This is a genomic window from Monashia sp. NPDC004114, assembly GCF_053603855.1.
The window spans coordinates 1-22,816 of sequence record NZ_JBSGGK010000034.1 but is presented as its reverse complement, the minus strand read 5'-3'; the positions used below and the strand labels follow the sequence as shown (position 1 = coordinate 22,816).

General features: G+C 71.7%; 21 protein-coding genes. 4 read left to right on the top strand and 17 right to left on the bottom strand.

What is annotated here, in order from left to right; all coding sequences use genetic code 11:
* Positions 1-99 precede the first annotated feature (99 nt).
* Together groL and groES are read right to left on the bottom strand one after the other, a co-directional pair.
* A complete protein-coding gene (gene groL, locus ACWEOW_RS24925) occupies positions 100-1,713 on the bottom strand; it encodes a chaperonin GroEL (RefSeq protein ID WP_452271946.1) in 1,614 nt (537 codons plus the stop codon).
* Between the two features lie 124 nt (positions 1,714-1,837).
* Positions 1,838-2,134, bottom strand: coding sequence for a co-chaperone GroES (groES, locus tag ACWEOW_RS24920; protein ID WP_452271945.1), 297 nt, complete (start codon positions 2,132-2,134; stop codon positions 1,838-1,840).
* A 221-nt stretch (positions 2,135-2,355) separates the two neighbouring features.
* Here groES and ACWEOW_RS24915 point away from each other — a divergent pair, with 221 nt between their 5' ends.
* Entirely contained in the window at positions 2,356-3,597 is a 1,242-nt protein-coding gene (locus ACWEOW_RS24915) for a THUMP-like domain-containing protein (RefSeq protein ID WP_452271944.1), read from the top strand.
* A gap of 72 nt (positions 3,598-3,669) precedes the next feature.
* On the opposite strand, the gene ACWEOW_RS24910 is transcribed toward ACWEOW_RS24915, so the two are convergent.
* The 3 genes from ACWEOW_RS24910 to ACWEOW_RS24900 form a co-directional block, all read right to left on the bottom strand.
* Entirely contained in the window at positions 3,670-4,491 is an 822-nt protein-coding gene (locus tag ACWEOW_RS24910; protein ID WP_452271943.1) for a PfkB family carbohydrate kinase, read from the bottom strand.
* Positions 4,491-5,495, bottom strand: a complete 1,005-nt coding sequence (locus ACWEOW_RS24905) for a nucleoside hydrolase (protein WP_452271942.1) — start codon at positions 5,493-5,495, stop codon at positions 4,491-4,493. The genes ACWEOW_RS24910 and ACWEOW_RS24905 overlap by 1 nt, the downstream gene beginning before the upstream one ends.
* Positions 5,496-5,603: 108 nt before the next feature.
* A complete protein-coding gene (locus ACWEOW_RS24900) occupies positions 5,604-5,885 on the bottom strand; it encodes a hypothetical protein (protein ID WP_452271941.1) in 282 nt (93 codons plus the stop codon).
* Here ACWEOW_RS24900 and ACWEOW_RS24895 point away from each other — a divergent pair.
* The gene (locus ACWEOW_RS24895; RefSeq protein ID WP_452271940.1) at positions 5,884-6,906 is read left to right on the top strand and encodes a glycoside hydrolase family 3 N-terminal domain-containing protein; all 1,023 of its coding nucleotides are present in this window, start codon (positions 5,884-5,886) and stop codon (positions 6,904-6,906) included. The two genes, ACWEOW_RS24900 and ACWEOW_RS24895, sit on opposite strands and share 2 nt — an antisense overlap.
* A 226-nt stretch (positions 6,907-7,132) precedes the next feature.
* Here ACWEOW_RS24895 and tsaD read toward each other — a convergent pair whose 3' ends face one another.
* The 9 genes from tsaD to glmS all read right to left on the bottom strand — a co-directional run bounded on the left by tsaD (position 7,133) and on the right by glmS (position 16,285).
* The gene (gene tsaD / locus ACWEOW_RS24890; RefSeq protein WP_452271939.1) at positions 7,133-8,179 is read right to left on the bottom strand and encodes a tRNA (adenosine(37)-N6)-threonylcarbamoyltransferase complex transferase subunit TsaD; all 1,047 of its coding nucleotides are present in this window, start codon (positions 8,177-8,179) and stop codon (positions 7,133-7,135) included.
* Positions 8,172-8,633, bottom strand: a complete 462-nt coding sequence (gene rimI / locus ACWEOW_RS24885; protein ID WP_452271938.1) for a ribosomal protein S18-alanine N-acetyltransferase — start codon at positions 8,631-8,633, stop codon at positions 8,172-8,174. Before rimI ends, tsaD begins: the two co-directional genes overlap by 8 nt.
* Before the next feature lie 31 nt (positions 8,634-8,664).
* Entirely contained in the window at positions 8,665-9,435 is a 771-nt protein-coding gene (gene tsaB / locus ACWEOW_RS24880; RefSeq protein ID WP_452271937.1) for a tRNA (adenosine(37)-N6)-threonylcarbamoyltransferase complex dimerization subunit type 1 TsaB, read from the bottom strand.
* Between the two features lie 35 nt (positions 9,436-9,470).
* Positions 9,471-9,932: a tRNA (adenosine(37)-N6)-threonylcarbamoyltransferase complex ATPase subunit type 1 TsaE gene (gene tsaE / locus ACWEOW_RS24875; protein WP_452271936.1), complete on the bottom strand. Its 462-nt coding sequence runs from the start codon at positions 9,930-9,932 to the stop codon at positions 9,471-9,473.
* A gap of 2 nt (positions 9,933-9,934) precedes the next feature.
* Positions 9,935-11,188 carry an alpha/beta fold hydrolase gene (locus ACWEOW_RS24870; protein ID WP_452271935.1) on the bottom strand — a complete coding sequence of 418 codons (1,254 nt, stop codon included), beginning with the start codon at positions 11,186-11,188 and terminating at the stop codon, positions 9,935-9,937.
* Positions 11,185-12,321, bottom strand: coding sequence for an alanine racemase (gene alr / locus ACWEOW_RS24865; RefSeq protein ID WP_452271956.1), 1,137 nt, complete (start codon positions 12,319-12,321; stop codon positions 11,185-11,187). The genes ACWEOW_RS24870 and alr overlap by 4 nt, the downstream gene beginning before the upstream one ends.
* A gap of 148 nt (positions 12,322-12,469) precedes the next feature.
* On the bottom strand, positions 12,470-14,044 hold the full coding sequence (locus ACWEOW_RS24860; protein WP_452271934.1) for a bifunctional ADP-dependent NAD(P)H-hydrate dehydratase/NAD(P)H-hydrate epimerase: 1,575 nt from the start codon (positions 14,042-14,044) through the stop codon (positions 12,470-12,472).
* Complete coding sequence (locus ACWEOW_RS24855; RefSeq protein WP_452271933.1) at positions 14,044-14,394, bottom strand: holo-ACP synthase; 351 nt, start codon at positions 14,392-14,394, stop codon at positions 14,044-14,046. The genes ACWEOW_RS24860 and ACWEOW_RS24855 overlap by 1 nt, the downstream gene beginning before the upstream one ends.
* A gap of 31 nt (positions 14,395-14,425) precedes the next feature.
* Positions 14,426-16,285, bottom strand: a complete 1,860-nt coding sequence (gene glmS / locus ACWEOW_RS24850; protein ID WP_452271932.1) for a glutamine--fructose-6-phosphate transaminase (isomerizing) — start codon at positions 16,283-16,285, stop codon at positions 14,426-14,428.
* Positions 16,286-16,348: 63 nt separating this feature from the next.
* On the opposite strand from glmS, the gene coaA reads away from it, so the two are divergent.
* On the top strand, positions 16,349-17,332 hold the full coding sequence (gene coaA, locus ACWEOW_RS24845; RefSeq protein WP_452271931.1) for a type I pantothenate kinase: 984 nt from the start codon (positions 16,349-16,351) through the stop codon (positions 17,330-17,332).
* 105 nt (positions 17,333-17,437) lie between these two features.
* On the opposite strand, the gene ACWEOW_RS24840 is transcribed toward coaA, so the two are convergent.
* The 3 genes from ACWEOW_RS24840 to ACWEOW_RS24830 form a co-directional block, all read right to left on the bottom strand.
* On the bottom strand, positions 17,438-18,964 hold the full coding sequence (locus ACWEOW_RS24840; RefSeq protein WP_452271930.1) for an aggregation-promoting factor C-terminal-like domain-containing protein: 1,527 nt from the start codon (positions 18,962-18,964) through the stop codon (positions 17,438-17,440).
* Between the two features lie 306 nt (positions 18,965-19,270).
* The gene (locus ACWEOW_RS24835) at positions 19,271-20,572 is read right to left on the bottom strand and encodes a PhoH family protein (RefSeq protein ID WP_452271955.1); all 1,302 of its coding nucleotides are present in this window, start codon (positions 20,570-20,572) and stop codon (positions 19,271-19,273) included.
* A gap of 352 nt (positions 20,573-20,924) precedes the next feature.
* Positions 20,925-21,686 (bottom strand): isoprenyl transferase, encoded by a 762-nt coding sequence (locus ACWEOW_RS24830; protein WP_452271929.1) that lies wholly within the window; start codon positions 21,684-21,686, stop codon positions 20,925-20,927.
* A gap of 232 nt (positions 21,687-21,918) precedes the next feature.
* Between ACWEOW_RS24830 and trhA the strand changes: the two genes are divergently transcribed.
* On the top strand, positions 21,919-22,656 hold the full coding sequence (gene trhA, locus ACWEOW_RS24825; protein WP_452271928.1) for a PAQR family membrane homeostasis protein TrhA: 738 nt from the start codon (positions 21,919-21,921) through the stop codon (positions 22,654-22,656).
* The last annotated feature ends 160 nt before the right edge of the window (positions 22,657-22,816 follow it).

The following is a 22,816-nucleotide window of genomic DNA, read 5'->3' as shown; positions in this document are numbered from 1 at the left end:
CCGTGAGCTGTGACGGGGTCACGGACGCCGAGACGCGAGCGAGGACCGCTCCCGTTCGGGGGAGCGGTCCTCGCTGCTGCTAGAGGTATGCCGGCCGGCTCAGTGGCCGTGGCCGTGCCCGTGGCCGCCGGCCTCGGGCTCCTCCTCCGGCTTGTCCACGACGAGCGTGTCGGTCGTCAGGATCATCGAGGCGATCGACTCGGCGTTGCGCAGGGCCGAGCGGGTCACCTTGACCGGGTCGATGACGCCGGCGCCCACGAGGTCGCCGTACTCGCCCGTCGCCGCGTTGAGGCCCTGGCCGAGCGGGAGCTCGGCGACCTTGGAGGTGACGACGTAGCCCTGGAGGCCGGCGTTCTCGGCGATCCAGCGCAGCGGCTCCTGGACGGCCTTGCGGACGATCGAGGCACCGGTGGCCTCGTCACCCGTCAGGTCGAGACCGTCGATGACCGTGGCCGCGTGGATGAGCGCTGTGCCGCCGCCGGCGACGATGCCCTCCTCGATCGCGGCGCGCGTGGCCGAGATGGCGTCCTCGATGCGGTGCTTCTTCTCCTTGAGCTCCACCTCGGTGTGCGCGCCGACCTTGATGACGCAGACGCCGCCGGCCAGCTTGGCGAGACGCTCCTGGAGCTTCTCGCGGTCCCAGTCGGAGTCGGTGCGCTCGATCTCGGCCTTGATCTGGTTGACGCGGCCTGCGACCTCGGACTGGTCGCCCGCGCCGTCGATGATCGTCGTGGCGTCCTTGGTCAGCACGACGCGACGGGCCTGGCCGAGCACGGTCAGGTCGGCCTGGTCGAGCTTGAGGCCGACCTCCTCGGCGATGACCTGGCCGCCGGTGAGCACGGCGATGTCCTGGAGCATCGCCTTGCGGCGGTCGCCGAAGCCGGGCGCCTTGACCGCGGCGACGTTGAACGTGCCGCGGATCTTGTTGACGACGAGCGTGGACAGGGCCTCGCCCTCGACGTCCTCGGCGATGATGAGCAGCGGCTTGCCCGACTGGACAACCTTCTCGAGCACCGGGAGCACCTCGGCGACCGAGCTGATCTTGCCCTGGTTGATCAGGACGTAGGCGTCCTCGAGGATCGTCTCCATGCGCTCGGTGTCGGTGACGAAGTAGGCCGACAGGTAGCCCTTGTCGAACTGCATGCCCTCGGTGAACTCGAGCTCGGTGGCGGTGGTCGAGGACTCCTCGACCGTGATGACGCCGTCCTTGCCGACCTTGTCGAACGCCTCGCCGATGAGACCGCCGAGGGTGGCGTCCTGAGCCGAGAGGGTGGCGACCGAGGCGATCTCGTCCTTGCCCTCGACGTCGCGAGCGTTGCGCAGCAGCTCGTCGTTGACGGCGGTGACGGCCTTGTCCATGCCGCGCTTGAGCGCGGCGGGGGCGGCACCGGCCGCGACGTTGCGCAGGCCTTCCTTGACCATCGCCTGGGCGAGCACGGTCGCGGTCGTCGTGCCGTCGCCGGCGACGTCGTTGGTCTTGGTGGCGACCTCCTTGGCGAGCTGCGCGCCGAGGTTCTCGTAGGCGTCCTCCAGCTCGATCTCACGAGCGATGGTCACGCCGTCGTTCGTGATCGTGGGGGCGCCCCACTTCTTGTCGATGACGACGTTGCGGCCCTTGGGGCCGAGCGTCACCTTGACGGCGTTGGCGAGCGCGTCGACGCCTCGCTCCAGCGACTTGCGGGCGGAGTCGTCGAACTCCAGCATCTTGGCCATGGTGTTCCTTCTGCTCGTGGATTGAGCGGATCAGCGAATTGCGTTGTGGCTTAAGCAGACGCACCCCGGCGAAACCCCGACGGGGCCCACCGGGGTGCGTTCACGGCATACGGGGTGACAGGGGTCAGCCGACGATCGCGAGAACGTCGCGCGCGGAGAGGATCAGGAACTCCTCGCCGCCGTACTTGACCTCGGTGCCGCCGTACTTGCTGTAGATGACCTTGTCGCCGACCTTGATGTCGAGCGGCACGCGCTCGTCGCCGTCCTCGTTCCAGCGGCCGGGGCCGACAGCGAGGACCTCGCCCTCCTGCGGCTTCTCCTTGGCGGTGTCGGGGATGACGAGGCCGGACGCGGTGGTCTGCTCGGCCTCGAGGGACTTGACGACGATGCGGTCTTCGAGCGGCTTGATGGAAACCGACACGGTGGTGACCTTCCCTTCGGGACAGTCGGGGTGACTTCCGGTGACTACGGACGTAGGGCTCTTCGTGGCTGGCCGCCGTCGCGGGGGTCGACCGCCCTGAAGAGGGCGCTGGCACTTTCGAGGTGAGAGTGCCAACAAGAAGAAATCTAGGTATGCCGTTAGCACTCGGTCAAGTCGAGTGCCAGATTTGGCCTTCGGCGCCCACTTGGCAGGATGGGCGCATGGACGCCGCGATGGTCGACCGCCTGGCCACAGGCGAGGGCTGGGCGCTGCTGCAGTCCCTGCCACCGTACGACCAGGCGACCTCGCTCCAGCTCCAGGGGCGGCTCCGCGACGCTGGCTACGCACCCGACCTCGTCGCCGCCGCGATGACGCAGTCGCGGCTGCGGGCCCGCGGCGCCGAGAAGTTCGGCCAGTTCGCCGACGGGATGCTCTTCACCGCCGACGGCCTCGAGCAGTCGACCCGCCTGGCCATCGCCGCCCGCCACGCACACCGGTACGCCGCGGCCGGGGTCCGCGAGGTCTACGACCTCGGCTGCGGGCTCGGCGCCGACGCCATGGCGTTCGCCGGGCTGGACCTCACCGTGCGGGGCGTGGACGCCGACGAGGCGACGGCGCGGATCGCCGCGGTGAACCTCCGTCACTGGCCCTCGGCACGCGTCACCCACGCACGCGCCGAGGACGTGCGGCTCCCCGAGGGAGAGGGACGGCGCCACCTGGGCCTGTGGCTCGACCCCGCGCGGCGGGTGACCGGCGTCGCCGACATCCACGGCCGCACCAAGCGCGTGTTCTCGCTCGACGCGATCTCGCCGTCGTGGCCCGAGGTGCTCACCTATGCCGACCAGGTCGCCGCCACCGGCGCCAAGCTCTCGCCGTCCTTCCCCCACGGTGCGATCCCGCCGGGCGCTGAGGCCCAGTGGACGTCCTGGCACGGCGAGGTGCTCGAGTGCGCGATCTGGTGGGGCCCGCTCGCCACCACGGCCGGGCGCACGGCCGCGGTCTGCACCGAGGCCCAGACGAGCGTCGTCACCCAGGGCGAGGCAGAGGTCGCGGACGGGCAGCCAGGCCTGGCGTCGGTCCACGAGCTGGCCGAGTGGCTCTACGAGCCCGACCGGGCCGTGGTCCGCGCCGGCCTCACCGGCGCGCTCGTGTCCGCGGTCGACGGTGCCGAGCTGGCGGCCGGGGTCGGCTACGTCACGAGCGGGGCGGCATACGACCTCCCGTGGGCGCGGCGCTTCCGCATCGTCGAGGCGATGCCGTTCTCGACCAAGCGCCTCGCCCGATGGCTGCGCGACCACGGGTACGACCGCGTGACGGTCAAGAAGCGCGGCGTCACGGTCGACCCGGACGCGCTGCGAAGACAGCTCAAGATGACCGGCCGCGGCAAGGGTGGCTCGGAGGCGACGCTGGTGGTCACCCGCGCCGGGGCGACCCAGGTCGCGCTCGTCGTCACCCCTACTTGACCTCAGCAGCCCACCACCCTCCTCGGCACCGACCGCGGCGCGCGAGAGAACGCCGAGTTCGGTGGGGGCCGGTCAGAGCGCGGCGTCGGGCTGGGCTCCGGTCCAGCGGACGGCGGCAGCGCCGGCCGCATTGGCTGCGGCGAGCGCCGTGCGGCGGTCCGCGCCCGCTGCGAGGGCGGCCGCGAGCGCGCCGCAGAAGGCGTCACCGGCACCCACGGTGTCGCCGATCTCGGCGTCCGGCACGGGTATGCCGTAGACCCGCTCCCCGTCCCAGCTGGCCCCCGCGCCCCCGAACGTCACCAGCAGGGACGTGGGCACGAGATCCGAGTCGGCGAGCAGCTTCATCTCGGACTCGTTGACGACGACGGGGTCGGCGAGCGCGATCACGTCGTGCGGCAGGGCCGCATACGGCGCCAGGTTGAGCACGACGCGCGCGCCGGCCTCGTGAGCCGCCCGCGCCGCCTCGGCGACGGTGGTGAGGGGCACCTCGAGCGAGAAGAGGACGACGTCGCCTGGTCCGGCGCCGAGGTGCCGGGGGACCGGGTCGAGGGCGGCGTTGGCGCCGGCGACAACGATGATCGAGTTCTCCCCCGCCTGGTCGACGGTGATCAGCGCCGTCCCGGTCGGGAGTGCGTCCTCGCGGGCGGCACGCACGCCGACGCCGGCGGCCTCGAGGCGGGCCACGTACGCCGCGCCCGGTTCGTCCTGCCCGACACTCGCGACCATCGTCACGTCGGCGCCGTCGCGTCGAGCCGCCATCGCCTGGTTGCCGCCCTTGCCGCCCGCGAACCGACCACCAGGCTGCCCGAGGACGGTCTCACCAGGAAGGGGGTGCCGCTCGACGCGCGTCACGACGTCGACGTTGAGCGACCCGACGACGATGACCCGGCCCATCAGCGGGTCTCGACCGGCGAGTCGTCCCCGAGACGGCCGAGGAGCGTGTCCCGCCAGAGCCTCGAGTAGCGCTCGCCGTCGACCTGGAGCGCGACGTGGATCCGGACGGGCGCCTCGCCGTGCGGGTCGTGCTTGATCGCCCCCCGCCAGTCGCGACGGTCCACGATCGTGCGTCCGCGCGACCAGGTGCCGGCGAGCTCCACACGGATCGGGAGCGTCTCGCAGGTGAGCGCGTCCCGGTCCACGACCGCACACACGGCACCCGCGTCACCGATCGAGGCGACCTCACCGTCGAGGCGCTTTCGCTGGAAGTCCATGAGGCGCCCGCCGAGCTCGGCCGGTCGGCGGCCGCCGACCGCGACGAGCTCGGCGGCCTGCTCGGAGCTGACCGTCGGGCCGTAGAAGACGTCGAGGCCGTACATCGTGACCTCGATGCCGAGATCCGCGGCAGCGTCGAGCGCGATCGCCGCGGACTCCGGGTCGTGGAAGACGTTGAACTCCGCGGAGGCCGTCGCATTCCCGACGTTGGCCGCTCCGCCCATGAAGATGATCTCCGAGATCCCTTGTGCCACATCGGGATACGTCCGGAGCAGGAGTGCGATGTTGGTCAGCGGCGCGAGGGGCACGAGCGTGACCGGGCGGCCGTCGGTAGCGGCCTGACGGCATACGTCGCGGAGCATCTCGACCGCGTGGCGCGGGTCTGGCGTGAGGGACGGCGCCGGCCAGCCGAGGTCGCCCATCCCGTCGTCACCGTGCACGTGACGGGCATGGAAGGGCGGCTCCAGGAGCGGGCGCTCGGCGCCCCGGGCCACCGGCACATCGGCACGTCCGGCCACCTCGAGGGTCAGCAGCGTGTTGCGCACCACGTCGTCGACGGGCGCATTGCCGCCGACGCACGACACGGCACGCAGGTCCAGCGCCGGGTGAAGGGCGGCGAACAGGAGGGCACAGGCGTCGTCGACGCCCGTGTCGACGTCGAGCACGATGGGGATCTGAGTGGTCACGTCCGCAACGTATCGCGCCCCCACTCCCGGCGGCCCCTCCCAGCCCGCCGTCAGCGATGGGTCAGGTGCTCCCAGCAGATCGGGTTAGGGTCGTAACGTGCCTGTGCATCAACGTCGCCCGCGCCGTCGTCGACCCAGCCGCCTCTGGCCGGCCGTGGTCGTCGTGGGGTTGACGATGCTCGCGGCAGCCTGCTCGTCCACCCCGCCCGAGGCCGGCGCGTCGAGCTCGTCCGTGCCCGGCAGCACGAGCGCCGGCGGACCGACGTCCTCGACCGTCCCCACCGTCCCGCCCTCGTCCGCAGCGCCGCACACGTCGACCAGTACGCCCCCTCCAGCGACGACGGCGCCCGTCACGCCGGTCTCGTGCGCGACCCGGATCGTCGACGGCATGAGCGCCGGCGAGCGCGCCGGACAGCTGATCATGGTCGGTCTCGACCACGGGGCCGCGCGCGGAAGCCTCGACTCGCTCGTGACGAGCCGGCACCTCGGCGGCATCATCCTGCTCGGCGGCTGGCACGACGGGGCGGCGTCCGTGCGTGCGACGACCCACCACCTCGCGGGGCTCGCGTCCGACAAGGCGACCGCCGGCCTGGGACTGCTGCTCGCGGCAGACCAGGAGGGCGGCGCGGTGCAGCAGCTCCAAGGGGCCGGCTTCAGCGACATGCCCTCCGCGCGGCGGCAGAACGCCGAGGGTCCGAGCGCACTCACCGCCGACGCCACGATCTGGGCCGGAGAGCTTCGCCGGGCCGGCATCAACGTCAACCTCGCCCCGGTCGCGGACACCGTCCCGGCGTCGATCGGCACGGCCAACCAGCCGATCGGGCGCTACTTCCGCAACTTCTCCAGCGACCCGGACCGCAACTCCGCGATGGTGAGCGCCTTCATCGCCGGCATGCGCGCCGGTGGCATCGCCTCCACTGTCAAGCACTTCCCAGGCCTCGGCCGGATCACCGGCAACACCGACGTCACCTCGACCGGGATCACCGACCGTGTCACGACCATGGACAGCGACTACCTCGAGCCGTTCCGCACCGGTATCCAGGACGGGGTCGAGATGGTCATGGTGGGCTCGGCGATCTACAGCCGGATCGACCCCGGCACCAACGCCGTCTTCTCCAAGCGCGTCATCACGGACCTGCTGCGTGACCGGCTGTCCTACGACGGCGTCGTCGTCACGGACGATGTCGGGGCGGCCGAGGCCGTCGCCGACGTCCCGGTCGGTCAGCGCGCGACCCGGTTCGTGCGGGCAGGTGGAGACATCATCCTCACCGCGCGGCCCTCGACCGTGCCCGCGATGCACGACGCGCTGACCCAGGCCATGCGGTCCGACCCGGCGTTCGCAGCCAAGGTCCAGGCGGCGGTCACCCGCGTGGTCGGCCTCAAGCTCCAGATGGGCCTCGCCCACTGCTGACCTGGCGCCCGAACTGCGCCCGGGCGACCTTGCGCGCCGAAGACCTCCTGGGGTCCGCACGGGCGCCGCGGCCCCCAAGTGGAGGGGTATGCCTGCTCGTGACCACCCACACGGGCGCCGCGGCCCCCAAGTGGAGGGGTATGCCTGCTCGTGACCACCCACACGGGCGCCGCGGCCCCGATGTGGTGTGGCGGGGGGGCTCGGAGGATGGTCGGGTTGTCGGGGGTCAGGCCTGGACCAGCGTGACCGGCATGGACGAGTCGGTCGGGAGGCCGAGGTCGCTCGGCTCGCGGCCCTTGGCGACCATCTGGGCCCCGAGGGCGGCGACCATCGCACCGTTGTCCGTGCACAGACCCGGCCGCGGCACCCGGAGCGTGACGCCCGCCTTCTCGCAGCGCTGCTCGGCCAGGGCCCGCAGCCGGGAGTTCGCCGCCACGCCGCCGCCGATGAGCAGGTGGTCGACGTCGTGCTCCTTGCAGGCCATCAAGGCCTTGCGCGTCAGCACGTCGACGACCGCCTCCTGGAAGCTCGCCGCGACATCAGCCACGGGCACCGGCTCCCCCGAACGGTGGCGCAGCTCGACCCACCTGGCGACCGCAGTCTTGAGCCCGGAGAAGGAGAAGTCGAACCGGTGCCGCTCGAGATCACGACCGGTGGTCAGCCCCCGCGGAAAGTCGATCGCGACCCGGTTCCCTTCTCGCGCAGCGCGATCGATGTGTGGGCCGCCGGGGAAGGGCAGCCCGAGCACCCGTGCCACCTTGTCGAAGGCCTCCCCCGCTGCGTCGTCCATCGTCGCGCCGAGCGACCGGACGTCGTGCGTCACGTCGGGCACGAGCAGCAGGGACGAGTGCCCACCGGAGACGAGCATCGCCATGGTCGGCTCGGGCAGCGGTCCGTGCTCGACGATGTCGACGGCGACGTGCGAGGCGAGGTGGTTGACGCCGTAGATCGGCTTGCCGAGGGCCAGCGCCAGCGCCTTCGCCGAGGCCACGCCGACGAGCAGCGCCCCGGCGAGGCCCGGGCCCGACGTGACGGCGATCGCGTCGAGATCGCGCAGGGCGACCCCGGCGTCGCGGCAGGCACGCTCGATCGTCGGCACCATCGCCTCGAGGTGCGCGCGGCTGGCGACCTCTGGCACGACGCCGCCGAACCGGGCGTGCTCGTCGACGCTGCTCGCGACGCTGTCGACGAGGAGGGTCTCGCCTCGCACGATGCCGACACCGGTCTCGTCGCACGACGTCTCGATGCCGAGCACGAGCGGCTCGTCAGGCATGGTCCTCCTTCGCGAGCAGGCGACGCATCACGAGAGCGTCGACGTCACCCGGCTGGTAGTAGCGGCGACGCGCCGAGATCACGTCGAAACCGTTGTGGTCGTAAAGGGATCGGGCCGCCGTGTTGTCCGAGCGCACCTCGAGCAGGAGGGCCTCGGCGCCGTGCCGACGGGCCCGCAGCACGAGCTCGCCGAGGAGCAGCCGTCCGATCCCCTTGCCCTGGTGCGCCGGCGCGGTGGCGATGGTCATGATGTCGGCCACGTCGCCGGTGAGGTCGAGACCGGCATACCCGGCGATGGACCCGTCCGGGCCGACGGCCACGACGTAGTCGCGCCGAGGCCGCCCGGCCAGCTCCGCCCACCACGTCTCGACCGACCAGGCGTCGTCGGCGAAGAGGCTGTGCTCCAGCGCGGCCAGGGTCTCGAGATCGGTCCACTCGAGCTCGCGGAGGCTCACTTCCCCAGCCGTCACCACGGCCGTCGCCCCCTCATCCGAGGGTCGACTTGCGGCTCGGGGCGGCCGGCGCCACGTCGGGTCGACGGAGGTAGAGCGGCTCGAGACCGTCGAACCCGTCCCCCGGGTCGACACGCTGGAGCCCGCTGTCAGAGGCCCCGCCTCCACGTCCCGCGAGCCGTCGCGTGGCCAGGTCGGCCAGGGCACCCGCGCTGACGTCCAGCGGCGTCGGTCTCGGGGCCCACGGCTCCCCTGCGCGGGGACCGTCGACACCCCGAGGGGGTATGCCGTCCGGCAGGCTCTCGGGGTAGAGCACCGGCCCGCGCCCCACCGTCGGGAGCGTTCGAAGGCGCTCAGGGAGGTCGGCCGCGCGGGACACGACGGGGTCGGCCACGCGACGGGCGCCCGTGTCGTCGAGAACGTACCGGGCGGCATACACCTCCTTGCGCCGGGCGTCCGTGGCGACGAGCAGGGCGCCGCGCCGGCCGGCGAGGAAGGCCTCGTGGGCCATCGCGTCGAGGCTCGTCAGACCGCGCACCGGGAGGCCGAGGGCGAAGGCGAACGTCCGGCCGGTGACGATGCCGACCCGCAGGCCGGTGAACGGACCTGGCCCGATGCCCACGACGACGTCGGTGACCTCGCCCGGGTTGGCCGAGACGGTCTCGAGCGCGGCACGGATGTTCGGCGCGAGGTGCTCGGCGTGCGCCCGCGCGTCGAGCGTCGCGACCTCGGCGACGACCGCGGAGCCGTCGTGCAGCGCGACGCTGATTGCGGTGGTCGAGGTGTCGATGGCGAGCAGCAGCACGTCGGTCAGGCTATCCGAGCGGTCGGGTCGTCCGTTCAGGCCGCGGCGAGCGCGGTGAGGACGGTGTCCCAGCGGGCGCCGACGCCGACGATGCGGGCTCTGCGCACGTCCTCACCCGTGATCGTCAGCTCCAGCCGCGACTCGCTGAGCTGCTCGGCCAGGCCGGCCCCCCACTCGATGACCGTCACGCTGGCGTCGAGGTCGGCGTCGAGGTCGAGGTCGTCGAGCTCGAGCGAGCTGCCGAGCCGGTATGCATCGACGTGCACGAGCGCCGGACCGCCGACCAGCGACGGGTGCACCCGGGCGATGACGAAGGTCGGCGACGTGATCGGCCCCCGGACTCCGAGACCATCGGCGATGCCCTGCGTCAGCGTCGTCTTCCCCGCCCCGAGGTCGCCGGTGAGCACGAGCACGTCGCCGCCCTCGAGCAGTCCACCGAGCCGTCGGCCGAAGGCTTGCGTGTCCTGCGTGTCAGCCCAGACGAACTCGCGCTCCACCCTCAGGCCCCGCGGGACTCGGCGGACCGCCGGCCGGCCCGGACGATCGCGTCGGCCTCCTTCTCGAGGCGCCGCTGGCGGCGGCCCTTGGCGACGTCAGTCACGATGCGGCGCACGCGCGGCTGGCGCGAGACGTCGATGCGCTGGGCACGCGCGCGGGCCGACTGGTCGACGAGCTGGACGAGGTGCTGGTTGAGCAGGTCGGGGTGCTCGAGCATGATCACGTGCCCGGCGTCGTTGACGAGGATGTGGTCGGCACCGGGGATGCCCTCGACGATGAGCTCGCTGTGCGAGGGCGGGGTGACCACGTCGTCCCGCCCGTTGAAGACGAGCACGACGGCGTCGCGGAACTCGGACAGGGCGGGTCGCTTGTCGAAGCCGTCGAATGTGCGGATGTAGTCGTTGATGACGTCGAGGGGCGTGCTCAGCAGGATGTCGGCCGTGTAGCGCACGACCGAGCGGGGCACCGGCGACGCGAAGGAGTTCTGCTCGACGAGGAAGTGCTCGAGGTCCCTGCCGACCCGGCGCAGCCGCAGGACGAGCTCGGGCCGTGCGCTGAGTGGGTTGAGCAGGCCGGGACCGAACCGCTCGAGGACGATCCGCCCGAGCGTCGCGGCGCGCCCGCCGTTGGCGAGGGTGAGCCCACCCGGGCTGGTCGACACGAAGGCCGCCCCCACGACGCGGTCGGCGACCAGCTTCGGGTCGTGCTCGCCGAGCGCCATGACCGTCATCCCACCCATCGAGTGGCCGACGAGGACGAGGTCACCCGTGGGGGCGAGCTCGTCGATGACCGTGTGCAGGTCGAGCCCGAGGCGGTCGATGTGATAGCTGTCGCGCTCACCGCGGGCCGATCGGCCGTGACCGCGCTGGTCCCAGCTGATGACGCGGTATCCGGCCTCCTTGAGCGCCCGCCGCTGGTAGACCCAGCACCTGAGGCTGAGGCAGTACCCGTGGGTCAGCACGACAGTGGGCAGCTCCTGCGGCTTCCCCCGGCGCGTCGTCCCCTTGGCAGCCGCGGCTGCGGCCTCAGGCGTGGGCACGTCGATCTCGGCGTGCAGCGCCACGCCGTCGTCGGTGAGCACGACGTGCTCCTCGTCGGGCGTGATGTCGAGCAGCTCGGGCGTCTCGAGGGCCGCCATGGCGGCACGATGCCGGCCCGCGCGATCGGCGGCGATGCCCGCAGCGACACCGGCCGCGACGCCGATCGTCGCGGCCGCGATGCCGATGACTGGGTTGCGCCGGGAGGACGGGCTCACGCCGAGACCACCCCCGAGGCCTCGGGGCCGCCGAGGTGGATGCGCGGCACACGCGGTCCGACCCGGGTGACGATCTCGTAGCTGATGGTGTCGGTCGCGTCCGCCCAGTCCTGCGCGGTCGGCTCTCCCGGGGCGCCACCGAAGAGGGTCACGACGTCGCCGGCCTGTGCGCTCGAGCCGGCGCCGAGGTCCACCACGAGCTGGTCCATGCAGACGCGTCCAGCGATCGTGGTGTGCAGGTCGCCCACGCGCAACGGGCCGACGTTGGTGGCGTTGCGGGGTATGCCGTCTGCGTACCCCAAGGGCACGAGCCCGACGACGGTGTCGCCCTCCGGCGTGTAGACGTGGCCGTAGCTGATGCCCTGGCCGGCGGGCAGACTCTTGACCAGGGCCAGCCGTGCTCGTAGGGACATCACCGGCCGGAGGCCGAAGTCGTCGTCCAGCTGGGGCACCGGCGTGAGGCCGTACATCGCGATGCCGGGGCGGACGAGGTCGGCGTGCGCACTCGGGTGGACGAGCGTCGCGGCGGAGTTCGCGAGGTGCCGCACCTCGATGCGACAGCCGGCGCGTTCCGCCTCGGCGACCGCGTCGAAGAACCGCTCCTGCTGGGCGAGGACCGTCGGGTGCTCGGGGGCGTCGGCGTGGGCGAAATGCGTCCAGACGCCGACGACCTGGATCGCGCCCTCGGCCTCGAGCGGCCGGGCGTGGCGCACGAGAATGCCCCAGTCCGGGCCGAACGCGCCCCCGCGGCCGAGACCGGTGTCGACCTTGAGGTGCACGCGCGCTGTCCGCCCCAGCCTGCGCGCCGCGGCGGCGATCTCGTCGAGCACCCACGGGGCGGAGGCGGACAGGTCGATGTCGCGGGCGACCGCACCGGCGAAGTCGGAGCCGGGCACGCTGAGCCAAGTCAGCAGTCGGGTGGTCGGGCCCGCATCACGCAGGGCGAACGCCTCGTCGAACTGCGCCACCCCGAGCCAGGTCGCTCCGGCCTCGACAGCGGTCCGCGCGACCGGCAGCAGCCCGTGGCCGTAGGCATCCGCCTTGACGACGGCCATGAACTCGGACGACGGCGCCAGGCCGCGAAGGGTGCGCACGTTGGCCGCGAGAGCGTCGAGGTCGACCTCGGCCCACATGGTGGTGCCCACCGTCTGCGCCGGCACGTCGGGCACGGCGCTCGCGGCCACGGCTGACCTCGCCGTGGCGGCGATCGGGTGGGGAACGTCGGTAGTCATCGGGTGCAGTCTCGCAGTTCGTCGGCTCGGTCGCGCGCAGGGGCCACGCTCAGTCGGCCGAGCGCCCGCGAGCGAGCAGGTCGCGGACCGCCGATCGTATGCCGTGTGCGACCGCGAGTGCCCGCAGCGGACCCCCGCCTGATACCCGATCGGCAGCGACGCCATGCACGAGCGCACCGAGCGAGGCGGCGTCGTGCGGCGTCAGTCCGGCAGCGAGCAGCGTCCCGATCACGCCCGAGAGGACGTCGCCTGCCCCCGCCGTCGCGAGCCAAGCGGGGGCGTCCGCCTGCGAGCGGACCGGCATACCCGGGGTGACCACGAGCGTGGTCGCGCCCTTGAGCAGGACGGTGGCGCCGGTCAGCGTGGCGAGGTGCCGGGCATGACGCAGCGGCGCGGCCTTGACGTCGTCGGCCGTCACCTCACCTGCCGCGGGCCGGTCGACAGGCGCCTCGACGACGTCGGAAGGGTCTGCAGCGGGGGTCTGGCTGTCCTGCCTGTCACCCGGCCCTGCGGGGCGGGACTCGAGGCGCGTGAGGAGACGGGCGAGCTCACCGGCGTGCGGCGTCAGCACGGTCGGGGCGCCACGCGGCCCGTCGACCAGGTCGAGCCCGCCGGCGTCGACGATGACCGGCAGGTCGCTCGCCAGCGCTTCGCGCGCGACCGCGAGCTGGCTCGGGGCGGTCTCGTCGGTGGCCGAGATGTCGAGCCCGGGCCCGACGACCCATGCCTGCACCCGGCCGGCGCCGATGACCGCCTCCGGGACGGCCTGACGCACGAGCGACACGGGGGTCGGTGTGCCGACGTAGCGCACCATGCCCACTCCGGCCTCCGCCGCAGCGGTCGTGGACAGCACCGCAGCACCGGTGTAGGACTCGCCACCCGCGACGACTCCGAGCACGCCGCGGGAGTACTTGTCGTCGCCTTGGTCGGGAACGGGCCATAGCGCGGCCACGTCGTCCCAGGTCAGGCGCTCCACCGCGGGCGTCAGCGCCGACATGTCGAGGCCGATGTCGACGATCGTGAGGCGGCCGGTCGCGGCCTCCCCCGGCGGGAGCAGGTGCGCGGGCTTGGGGGTGCCGAAGGTCACCGTCTCGTCGGCCCAGACCGCGTCGTCGTCGCCTGCCTCGCCGGACGGGTCGAGCCCGCTGGCGACGTCGACCGCGATGACCCATGCGTCGTCGTCGATGGCATCGACGAGCGCGGCGGCCTCGGGCCGCAGGCCCGGCCGGCCGCCGATCCCGACGATGCCGTCGAGCACGAGGTCGGCCTCGGCCACCACGTCCGCCGCGTCGGCGTCAGAGGCGAGGTGGACCATCACGCCCGCGGCTTCCGCGGCCGCGAGCCCGCGAGCGTGCACCGCGTCGCGGCCGCCGGCAGGCAAAAGCACCACCGCGCAAGGGAACCCGGCGTCGCTGAGCAGCGCGACGGCATACAGAGTGTCGCCGCCGTTGTCTCCGGCACCGACCAGGCCGACGGCCGTGGCCTCCTCGCTGTCGGCGAGCCTGGCGGCCGCCACCTCGGCCAGCCCCTGGGCAGCACGCGCCATGAGCTCGCCCTGCGGAAGCACGGTCATGGCGGCCGCCTCGGCGGCGCGAACGTCCTCGATGGCGTGGGCGCGGATCATCAGCCCTCCGCGACGACGACGGCCGAGGCGATCCCGGCATCGTGCGACAGCGACACGTGGAGCGAGTCGACCCCGAGGTCTCGCGCCCGGGCGAGCACCGTGCCCCCGATCTCGATGCTCGGCTTGCCGTCGGCGTTGGTGACGACGCGCGCGTCGTGCCACTCCATCCCGCCCGGGGCGCCGAGGGCCTTCGCCAGCGCCTCCTTGGCGGCGAACCGCGCCGCCAGCGAGGCGATGCCGAGACCGCGCTCCTCGGGAGTGAAGATGCGCTCGCGCAACGCCGGCGTGCGCTCGAGGGTCTCCTCGAAACGTGCGATGTCGACGACGTCGATGCCCACCCCGACGATCACGGCAGCCCCCCGGTCTCGCTCGCGGGCGTGGTCACTCGACCGTGACCGACTTGGCCAGGTTGCGCGGCTGGTCGACGTCGAGGCCCTTGGCCGTGGAGAGCCACAGTGCGAACACCTGGAGCGGCACCACGGTCAGCAGGGGCGCCAGCAGCGGCGACGTCGCGGGCACCTGGATCACCTCGTCGGCGAACGGCAGGACCGCCTCGTCACCCTCCTCGGCGATGACCAGCGTGCGGGCGCCTCGGGCTCGGATCTCCTGGATGTTGGACACGACCTTGCCGTGCAGCCCGTGCTCGCTCGTCGGCGACGGCACGATGACGAAGACCGGCTGGCCGGGCTCGATGAGGGCGATCGGACCGTGCTTGAGCTCGCCCGCGGCGAAGCCCTCCGCGTGGATGTAGGCCAGCTCCTTGAGCTTGAGCGCGCCCTCCATCGCGATCGGGTAGCCGACGTGGCGGCCGAGGAACAGGACCGAGCGCGTGTCGGCCATGAAGCGCGCGATCTCCTTGACCCGGCCCATCTGGGAGAGCAGCGAGTCGATCTTGGCCGGCACGTCGGCCAGCTCCTTCATCACGGCCGCCGCGTCGTCGGCGAACGCCCCACCGCGCAGCTGGGCGAGGTAGAGGCCAAGGACATAGCTCGCGGTGATCTGCGCCAGGAACGCCTTGGTCGATGCGACCGCGATCTCGGGACCGGCGTGCGTGTAGAGCACCGCGTCGGACTCGCGCGGGATCGTCGAGCCGTGGGTGTTGCAGATCGAGATCGTCAGGGCTCCGAGGTCGCGCGCGTGCTTGACCGCCATGAGGGTGTCCATCGTCTCGCCCGACTGGCTGATCGACACGACGAGCGTGCGCTCGTTGACGATCGGGTCGCAGTAGCGGAACTCGTGGGCCAGGGACACCTCGACGGGGATGCGCGTCCAGTGCTCGATGGCGTACTTCGCGGTCATCCCGGCGTATGCCGCTGTGCCGCACGCGACGATCGTGATCCGCTCCACGTTGCGCAGCTGCTCCTCGGAGATGCGCAGCTCGTCGAGCACGAGCCGGCCGTCCGCGTCGGTCCGGCCGAGCAGCGTGTCGGCGACCGCGTGCGGCTGGTCGTTGATCTCCTTCTCCATGAAGGTGGCATAGCCGCCCTTCTCGGCGGCCGCTGCGTCCCAGGTCACCTCGTAGGCCTTGCCCTCTGCCGGTGACCCGTCGAAGTTGATGACGGTGGCACCGTCGGGGGTGATCGTGACGATCTGGTCCTGCGCGAGCTCGAGCGCGTGGCGGGTGTGGCCGATGAAGGCGGCGACGTCCGACCCGAGGTAGCTGGCACCGTCGCCCAGGCCGACGACGAGCGGGCTGTTGCGCCGGGCGCCGACGACGACGTCGGGCTGGTCGGCGTGGATCGCCAGCAGCGTGAAGGCGCCTTCGAGCCGGGCCACGACCCCGCGCATCGCGGCCGTGAGGTCGCCCTGGTCGTCGTATGCCGCTGCCAGCAGGTGCGCGACGACCTCCGTGTCCGTCTCGCTCGCGAACTCGGTGCCGGAGGCGGCCAGGCCGTTCTTGAGCGAGTGGAAGTTCTCGATGATGCCGTTGTGGATGAGGGCGAGCTTGCCGTCGCTGCCGCCGCGGTGCGGGTGGGCGTTCTCGTCCGTGGGGCCGCCGTGCGTGGCCCAGCGGGTGTGACCGATGCCCGTCGTCGTCGCCGGCAGCGGGTGCTGCTCGATCTCGGCCTGCAGGTTGGCGAGCTTGCCGGACTTCTTGCGGGTCTCCACGTGGTCGCCGTCGACGACAGCCACTCCGGCCGAGTCGTAACCGCGGTACTCCAGGCGGGCCAGGCCCTCCATGACGACGTCGAGAGCCGTGCCGTCGCTGGACCGGCCGACGTATCCCACGATTCCACACATGGGGACCAGCCTAGGGGACCGCACGCGGCCCCAAGACCACGCCGAGGGCCGGGGTCGGCAAGAATGACGGTCGTGTCGCAGGCATCCAGCGGACCCGGTGGGCCCAGCTCACCGATCCCCTCGCTCTATGTCGAGTTCGACCGCGCAGCATGGTCCCGGCTGCGCGAGAACCACCCGCTCAACCTCGACGACGCCGACCTCGCCCGGCTGCGTGGCCTCGGTGACCGGATCGACCTCCGCGAGGTCGAGGAGGTCTACCTGCCGCTCTCGCGCCTGCTCAACTTCTACGTCGGCGCGACCCGCCAGCTCCACCAGGTGACGAGCGAGTTCCTCGGTGAGCGTCCGGCGAAGACCCCCTTCGTCATCGGCGTCGCCGGTTCGGTGGCGGTCGGCAAGTCGACGACGGCCCGAATCCTGCGCGAGATGCTGGCCCGCTGGCCCGACACGCCGGAGGTCGCCCTCGTCACGACAGACGGCTTCCTCTACCCGAACGCGGAGCTCGAGAGCCGGGGCCTGTTGCAGCGCAAGGGTTTTCCCGAGTCCTACGACCGGCGTGCGCTGTTGCGGTTCGTTGCCGAGATCAAGTCGGGCCGCGAAGAGGTCACCGCCCCCGTCTACTCGCACCTGACCTACGACATCGTCCCCGGCGAGCGGATCGTCGTGCGCCAGCCCGACGTGCTCATCGTCGAGGGACTCAACGTCCTGCAGGCTCCGGAGGTGCACCCGGTCCGCGGCACCGGCATGGCGGTGAGCGACTTCTTCGACTTCTCGGTCTACGTCGACGCCTGGGTCGACGACGTGCGCAAGTGGTACGTCGACCGGTTCCTGCGACTGCGCGAGACCGCGTTCTCCGACCCGCACTCGTACTTCCACCGGTATGCCGTGCTCAGCGACGAGCAGGCCGTGGCCACCGCCAACCGGATCTGGCGAGAGATCAACGGCCCGAACCTCGTGGAGAACATCCTGCCCACCCGCTCCCGCGCCACCCTCGTGCTCTCCAAGGGCGACAACCACGAGGTGCGGCGGGTGCGGCTCCGCAAGATCTGACGTATGCCGCTGGGGGCACTCACTGCCCCCAGCGGCATACCGCGTGGGTGAGACCTGACGCGTCAGAGCTGGCGCGTCAGAGCTGGCTGGTACGTGCCTGGCGGGTCAGTACCAGTGCGGCGAGCGCGCCTGCCACGTGGACCACGCGTTGCACGGGTTGCCGTAGGACTGCTCGATGTACCACAGCCCCCACTGGATCTGGGTGATCGGGTTGGTGCGGTAGTCGGAGCCGAACTGGCCCATCTTGCTGGCGGGCAGCGACTGCGGAATGCCGTAGGCGCCCGAGCTGGAGTTCTCGGCGTTCCAGCGCCACCCGCTCTCACCGGTCCAGAGGTTGACCAGGCAGTTGTACTGCGCGTCGCTCGTCCAGCCGTGGTCGACCATGAGGACGCGGGCCGCCGACTTCGGGTCGTTCCTCGCGTTCGCGATCGCACGCTTGCGCTCGCGCTCGAGCTCCGCGCGCCGCTCGGCCTCCCGGGCCTCGGCCGCCTTGCGCGCCGCCTCGGCCTTCTTCTTCGCCTCGAGCTCCTTGGCGGTCCGCAGGCCGGTCGCGGCGATCGCGGTGCGCCGCTCGTTGCGCGACACCGACGCAGCGGCGCGGTACGTCGTGTCGACGGTGGCCGCGCGAGCGAGCTCGTCGGTCTGGGCGACGACACCGGAGCCGACGACGAACGCGGCAGTGTCCGCGCCGATGAGGTTCGCCGACTTCGCGTACGCGAAACCGGAGGCACCCAGGCCAAGGGCGAGCGTGCTGGCCAGGACCGGTCGGGCGACGTTGCGCTTCTTCGGGGGCCGCATCGAGCGGCGGGTCTGCCCGGAGGGCGCCGAGGCGGAGACGCCGGGTCCCTTGGGGACCGGGCGGTCGGCGGCCTCATGATGAGCGGCGATCTCACGGTGACGGCCACGCTGGTGGTCGTGGTGGCTGGGCTGCTCGTGGCGACCGGGCCCGTGACGCTCGGCCGAGCGGTGGTGGGCCGTGGCCTCCTGCTTGCGCTGAGCGGCCTCCCGCTCGGCGGCGTCCCGCTCAGCCTGCTCACGCTGGGCGGCCTCACGCTGGGCGACCTCACGCTGGGCGGCCTCACGCTGGGCCTGCTCGCGCTGGGCGGCCTCACGCTGGGCCTGCTCGCGCTGGGCCTGCTCGCGCTGGGCCTGCTCCAGCTGCGCAGCCTCGAGCCAGGCGGCCTCGCGCTGGGCCTGCGCCCGCTGCGCGGCTTCGCGCTGGCCCCGCTCGCGCTCGAGCTGCTCGCGCCAGGCGGCTTCCCGCTGGGCCTGCTCGCGCTCGGCCCGCTCGCGCTCGGCTTGCACGCGCTGGGTTTGCTCGCGCTGAGCCTGCTCGCGGCGCAGGTCGGAGGCGTCCCGCTGTGGGGCGAAGGCGTCGAGGTGGGCGGCGGCTGCCTCGTGGTCCCAGTCCTCGTCGTGTGGACGGCTCTCACGGTGCCAGTTGTTCGCGCGAGACCGGCCACTCTCACGGCGGTTGGACGCTGCCCGCTCGAGGTTGCTCGCCGACGGGCCTGTGCCCCACGCGTTGGGGCGTGTGGAGTCAGAGGATCGAGCCGGCCGGTCAACCGGCCCACGTCTCGCCGGGGTGGTCTCGGTCTGGGCGGTGCGATGGCGACCTTCGTACCGTGCCATGAAGTGAAGTCGGCCTTCCTTGACTTTCGCTGTCGGTTGCTCAGCGCGTGCGAAGCCAAGGGCCCAGCGGCGGAACGTCCGACCTTGTGGAGGGGGTTTTTCCCAGAACGACGCCGCTTCGCTGGACCCAGAGCGAGGCGGCTACCAGTCCGAGATCAATTGGCCAACACGGTGCCATCCGGACGGCCTGGAGGCAAGTCGACGTCCACCCCCAATTGTCGGGATCCGACCGTCTCGGGAACTCGCCGGGCACGCGCGGGCCCCGAGGGGTCGCCTCGGGGACCTGCGCGCAGAATGTGACTCAGGTCACGTGTCGATGCCCTCGAGCATGTCGGTCACCAGCGCCGCGATCGGGCTCCTCTCGCTTCTGGTGAGCGTGACGTGGGCGAAGAGCGGGTGCCCCTTCAGCTTCTCGATCACCGCCGCCACGCCGTCGTGGCGCCCGACCCGGAGGTTGTCGCGCTGGGCGACATCGTGGGTGAGCACCACCTTGGAGTTCTGCCCGATCCGGGAGAGAACGGTGAGCAGGACGTTGCGCTCGAGCGACTGAGCCTCGTCGACGATGACGAAGGCGTCGTGCAGCGACCGGCCGCGGATGTGGGTCAGCGGCAGCACCTCGAGCAGGCCCCGGTCCATCACCTCGTCGACCACCTCGGTCGACACGAGCGCGCCGAGGGTGTCGAACACCGCCTGGCCCCAGGGGTTCATCTTCTCCTGCTCGGTGCCGGGAAGGTACCCGAGCTCCTGCCCTCCGACGGCGAACAGCGGGCGGAAGACGAGGACCTTGCGCTGGACGCGACGCTCCATGACCGACTCGAGCCCGGCGCACAGCGCCAGTGCCGACTTGCCGGTGCCCGCGCGTCCGCCGAGGCTGACGATCCCCACGTCCGGGTCGAGCAGCAGGTCCAGGGCGATCCGCTGCTCCGCGCTGCGGCCGTGCAGGCCGAACGCGTCGCGGTCGCCGCGCACGAGGCGGATCTGCTTGTCGGCCCCGACCCGGCCCAGGCCGCTGCCGCGGGGAGAGAGCAGGACCAGCCCGGTGTGACAGGGCAGCTCGGCGGCCCCAGCGTGCTCGATCCGGCCCCGCTCGTAGAGATGGTCGAGCTCGTCGACGGTGAGCTCGAGCTCCTGCATGCCCGTCCAGCCGGAGTCGATGCCCTGCTCGTGGCGGTACTCCTCTGCGTCGAGCCCGCAGGCGGAGGCCTTGACCCGCATCGGCAGGTCCTTGGACACCACGGTGACGTCCGCGCCCTCGTCGGCGAGGTTCTTGGCAACGGACAGGATCCGGGTGTCGTTGTCGCCCAGGCGGAAACCAGCCGGCAGAGCACCGGGGTCGGTGTGGTTCAGCTCTACCCTCAGGGTGCCGCCGGCATCGCCCACCAGCACCGGATGGTCGAGCCGGCCCTCGCTGATGCGCAGGTCGTCGAGCAGGCGCAGCGCCTGACGCGCGAAGTATCCGAGCTCCGGATGGTGCCGCTTGCCCTCGAGCTCGGTCACCACCACGACCGGGAGGACCACCTCGTGCTCGGCGAACCGCAGCATGGCGCGCGGGTCCGAGAGCAGCACCGACGTGTCGAGCACGTAGGTCTTGTGCTGGGGTGTTCGCATCCGGGTCGTGCTCGGTGCGGTTCGCGTGCGGGCTGACGCTTCGCGTGTCGTGGACTTGGTGGCGGTGTCGGACGAGACCGATCTCTTCGTAGCCATTCCCACTCCTAGGCGGCGCGCGCTCCGCGCGCCTACTCGCTCACGAGATGCCGGGCGGTGGCCACCAGAGGGAGGCGAACTGCCCGGCCCTCCGTTCTGAGCGATAGCTCCATCGGTGGGCCTCCTGGCAGCGAGGACGGATGTCCTGCGCTGCTTCGACGGTACGTCTTCCGGTGGCCCCGGCGGCGGATTAGGGGCTCGTGTCGTCAGAGTTCACAGACTGTTTACACCGCCGTCGAGGGGCCCCCGCTCGAGGTCAGGTGCCGTAGCGACGGTGCCGGCCGGCATACGCCCTCACGGCGCGCAGGAAGTCGACGTGGCGGAAGTCGGGCCAGTAGGCCTCGCAGAAGTAGAACTCGGACGTCGCGCTCTGCCACAGCAGGAAGCCGCCGAGCCGCTGCTCTCCCGATGTGCGGATGACCAGGTCGGGGTCCGGCTGGCCCTTGGTGTAGAGGTGGCTCGCGATGTCGTCGGCGGTCAGCCCCTCGGCGATCTGCTCGATCGTCTCCCCGGCGGCGGCTCGGGCCAGGAGCAGGTCGCGGACGGCATCGGCGATCTCACGACGGCCGCCGTAGCCGACCGCGACGTTGACCGTCATGCCGTCGACACCCTTGGTCCGCTCCGCCGACTCAGTCAGGCTCGCCGCGGTGTGCGCGGGGAGCAGCTCGAGGGCCCCGACGATGGTGAGCCGCCAGTTGCCGGTGTCGGCCAGGTCGGACACGGCCGTCTCGATGATCTTGAGCAGGGGCTCCAGCTCGTCCTGAGCGCGCTTGAGGTTGTCGGTGGACAGCAGCCAGAGGGTGACGTACTGGACGCCCGCCTCCCGGCACCACTCGAGGAGCTCCTCGATCTTGTCGGCGCCGGCCTGGTGGCCGGTGGCCGTGCCCTCGCCGCGCGCCTTGGCCCAACGGCGGTTGCCGTCGAGCATGACCGCCACGTGGCGCGGCAGCGACTCCCTGGGAAGGTTCTTGAGGACCTGGCGCTCGTACGCGCCATAGACCACATCGCGCCACCCCACGGGGCCTCCTCGTCGACTGGGTCGCTTCGCCGGTCACGTCGTCGCCCGTCACGTCGTCGCCGGTCAGGTCTGGACGGCTCCGATCGGGCCGCGGTCCCACGGTACCCCGCGGTCCCATGAGGCGAGCGAGGCATCGGTGGGGCGGTCGCGCAGCCACCGAAAGGTATGCCGTTCGACACGTCGAAAAACCTACGTTGCCGTAACCTACGGTTCCGTAGGTTACACTCGCGCCATGGACCGCCGACCCGAAGAGCACACAGACCCGTCCACTCCGGTCCGGGGTCAGGAGCGCGAATCCGCAGGCCCCGTCGCGGGTCTCGTCGCCAGTGTCAAACCGCGGCTGCGCGGCTGGCTCCACCTCGGGATGTTCCCTGTCGCCCTGCTCGGCGGGCTCGTCCTGGTGCTCTTCTCGAACGCCGGCGCGGTGCGCAACGCCCTGCTCGTCTTCACGGTCAGCGCGGCACTGCTCTTCGGAGTGTCCGCGATCTACCACCGCGGCACGTGGGGACCCAAGGCCACCGCCTTCCTCAAGCGGATGGACCACTCGAACATCTACCTCATCATCGCCGGGACCTACACGCCCTTCGCGGTGACGTTGCTGCCGTCCGACCAGGCTCGCATCCTGCTCTCGGTGATCTGGGCCGGCGCCATCGCCGGGGTCGTCTTCCGGGTGTTCTGGGTGAGCGCACCCCGCTGGCTCTACACCGCTCTCTACATCGCGCTCGGCTGGGCCGCGATCTTCTACGTCGTGCCGTTCTGGCGCACCGGCGGCCCGCTCATCGGCTCGCTCATCGCCCTCGGCGGCATCCTCTACACGGTGGGCGGCGTCATCTACGGCACCAAGCGGCCGAACCCGTCCCCCCGGTGGTTCGGGTTCCACGAGGTGTTCCATGCGTTCACGGTCGGCGGGTTCGCCTCCCACTTCGCGGCCGTCGCTCTCGCCGTGATCGGCTACCAGGCCGCCACCTGACCCGACCCGCTTCGCCCTGGGCCGGACCGACCCGGCGACACACCGAGAAACGGCCTGCTTCGACGGTTATTACCGAACTAACAAGCCGAACGCCACAGCTTCTGGCAGTGAAAGAGATTAAAGAAGAATCTGAAAAAAACGATGGGATCGGAAGACAGAA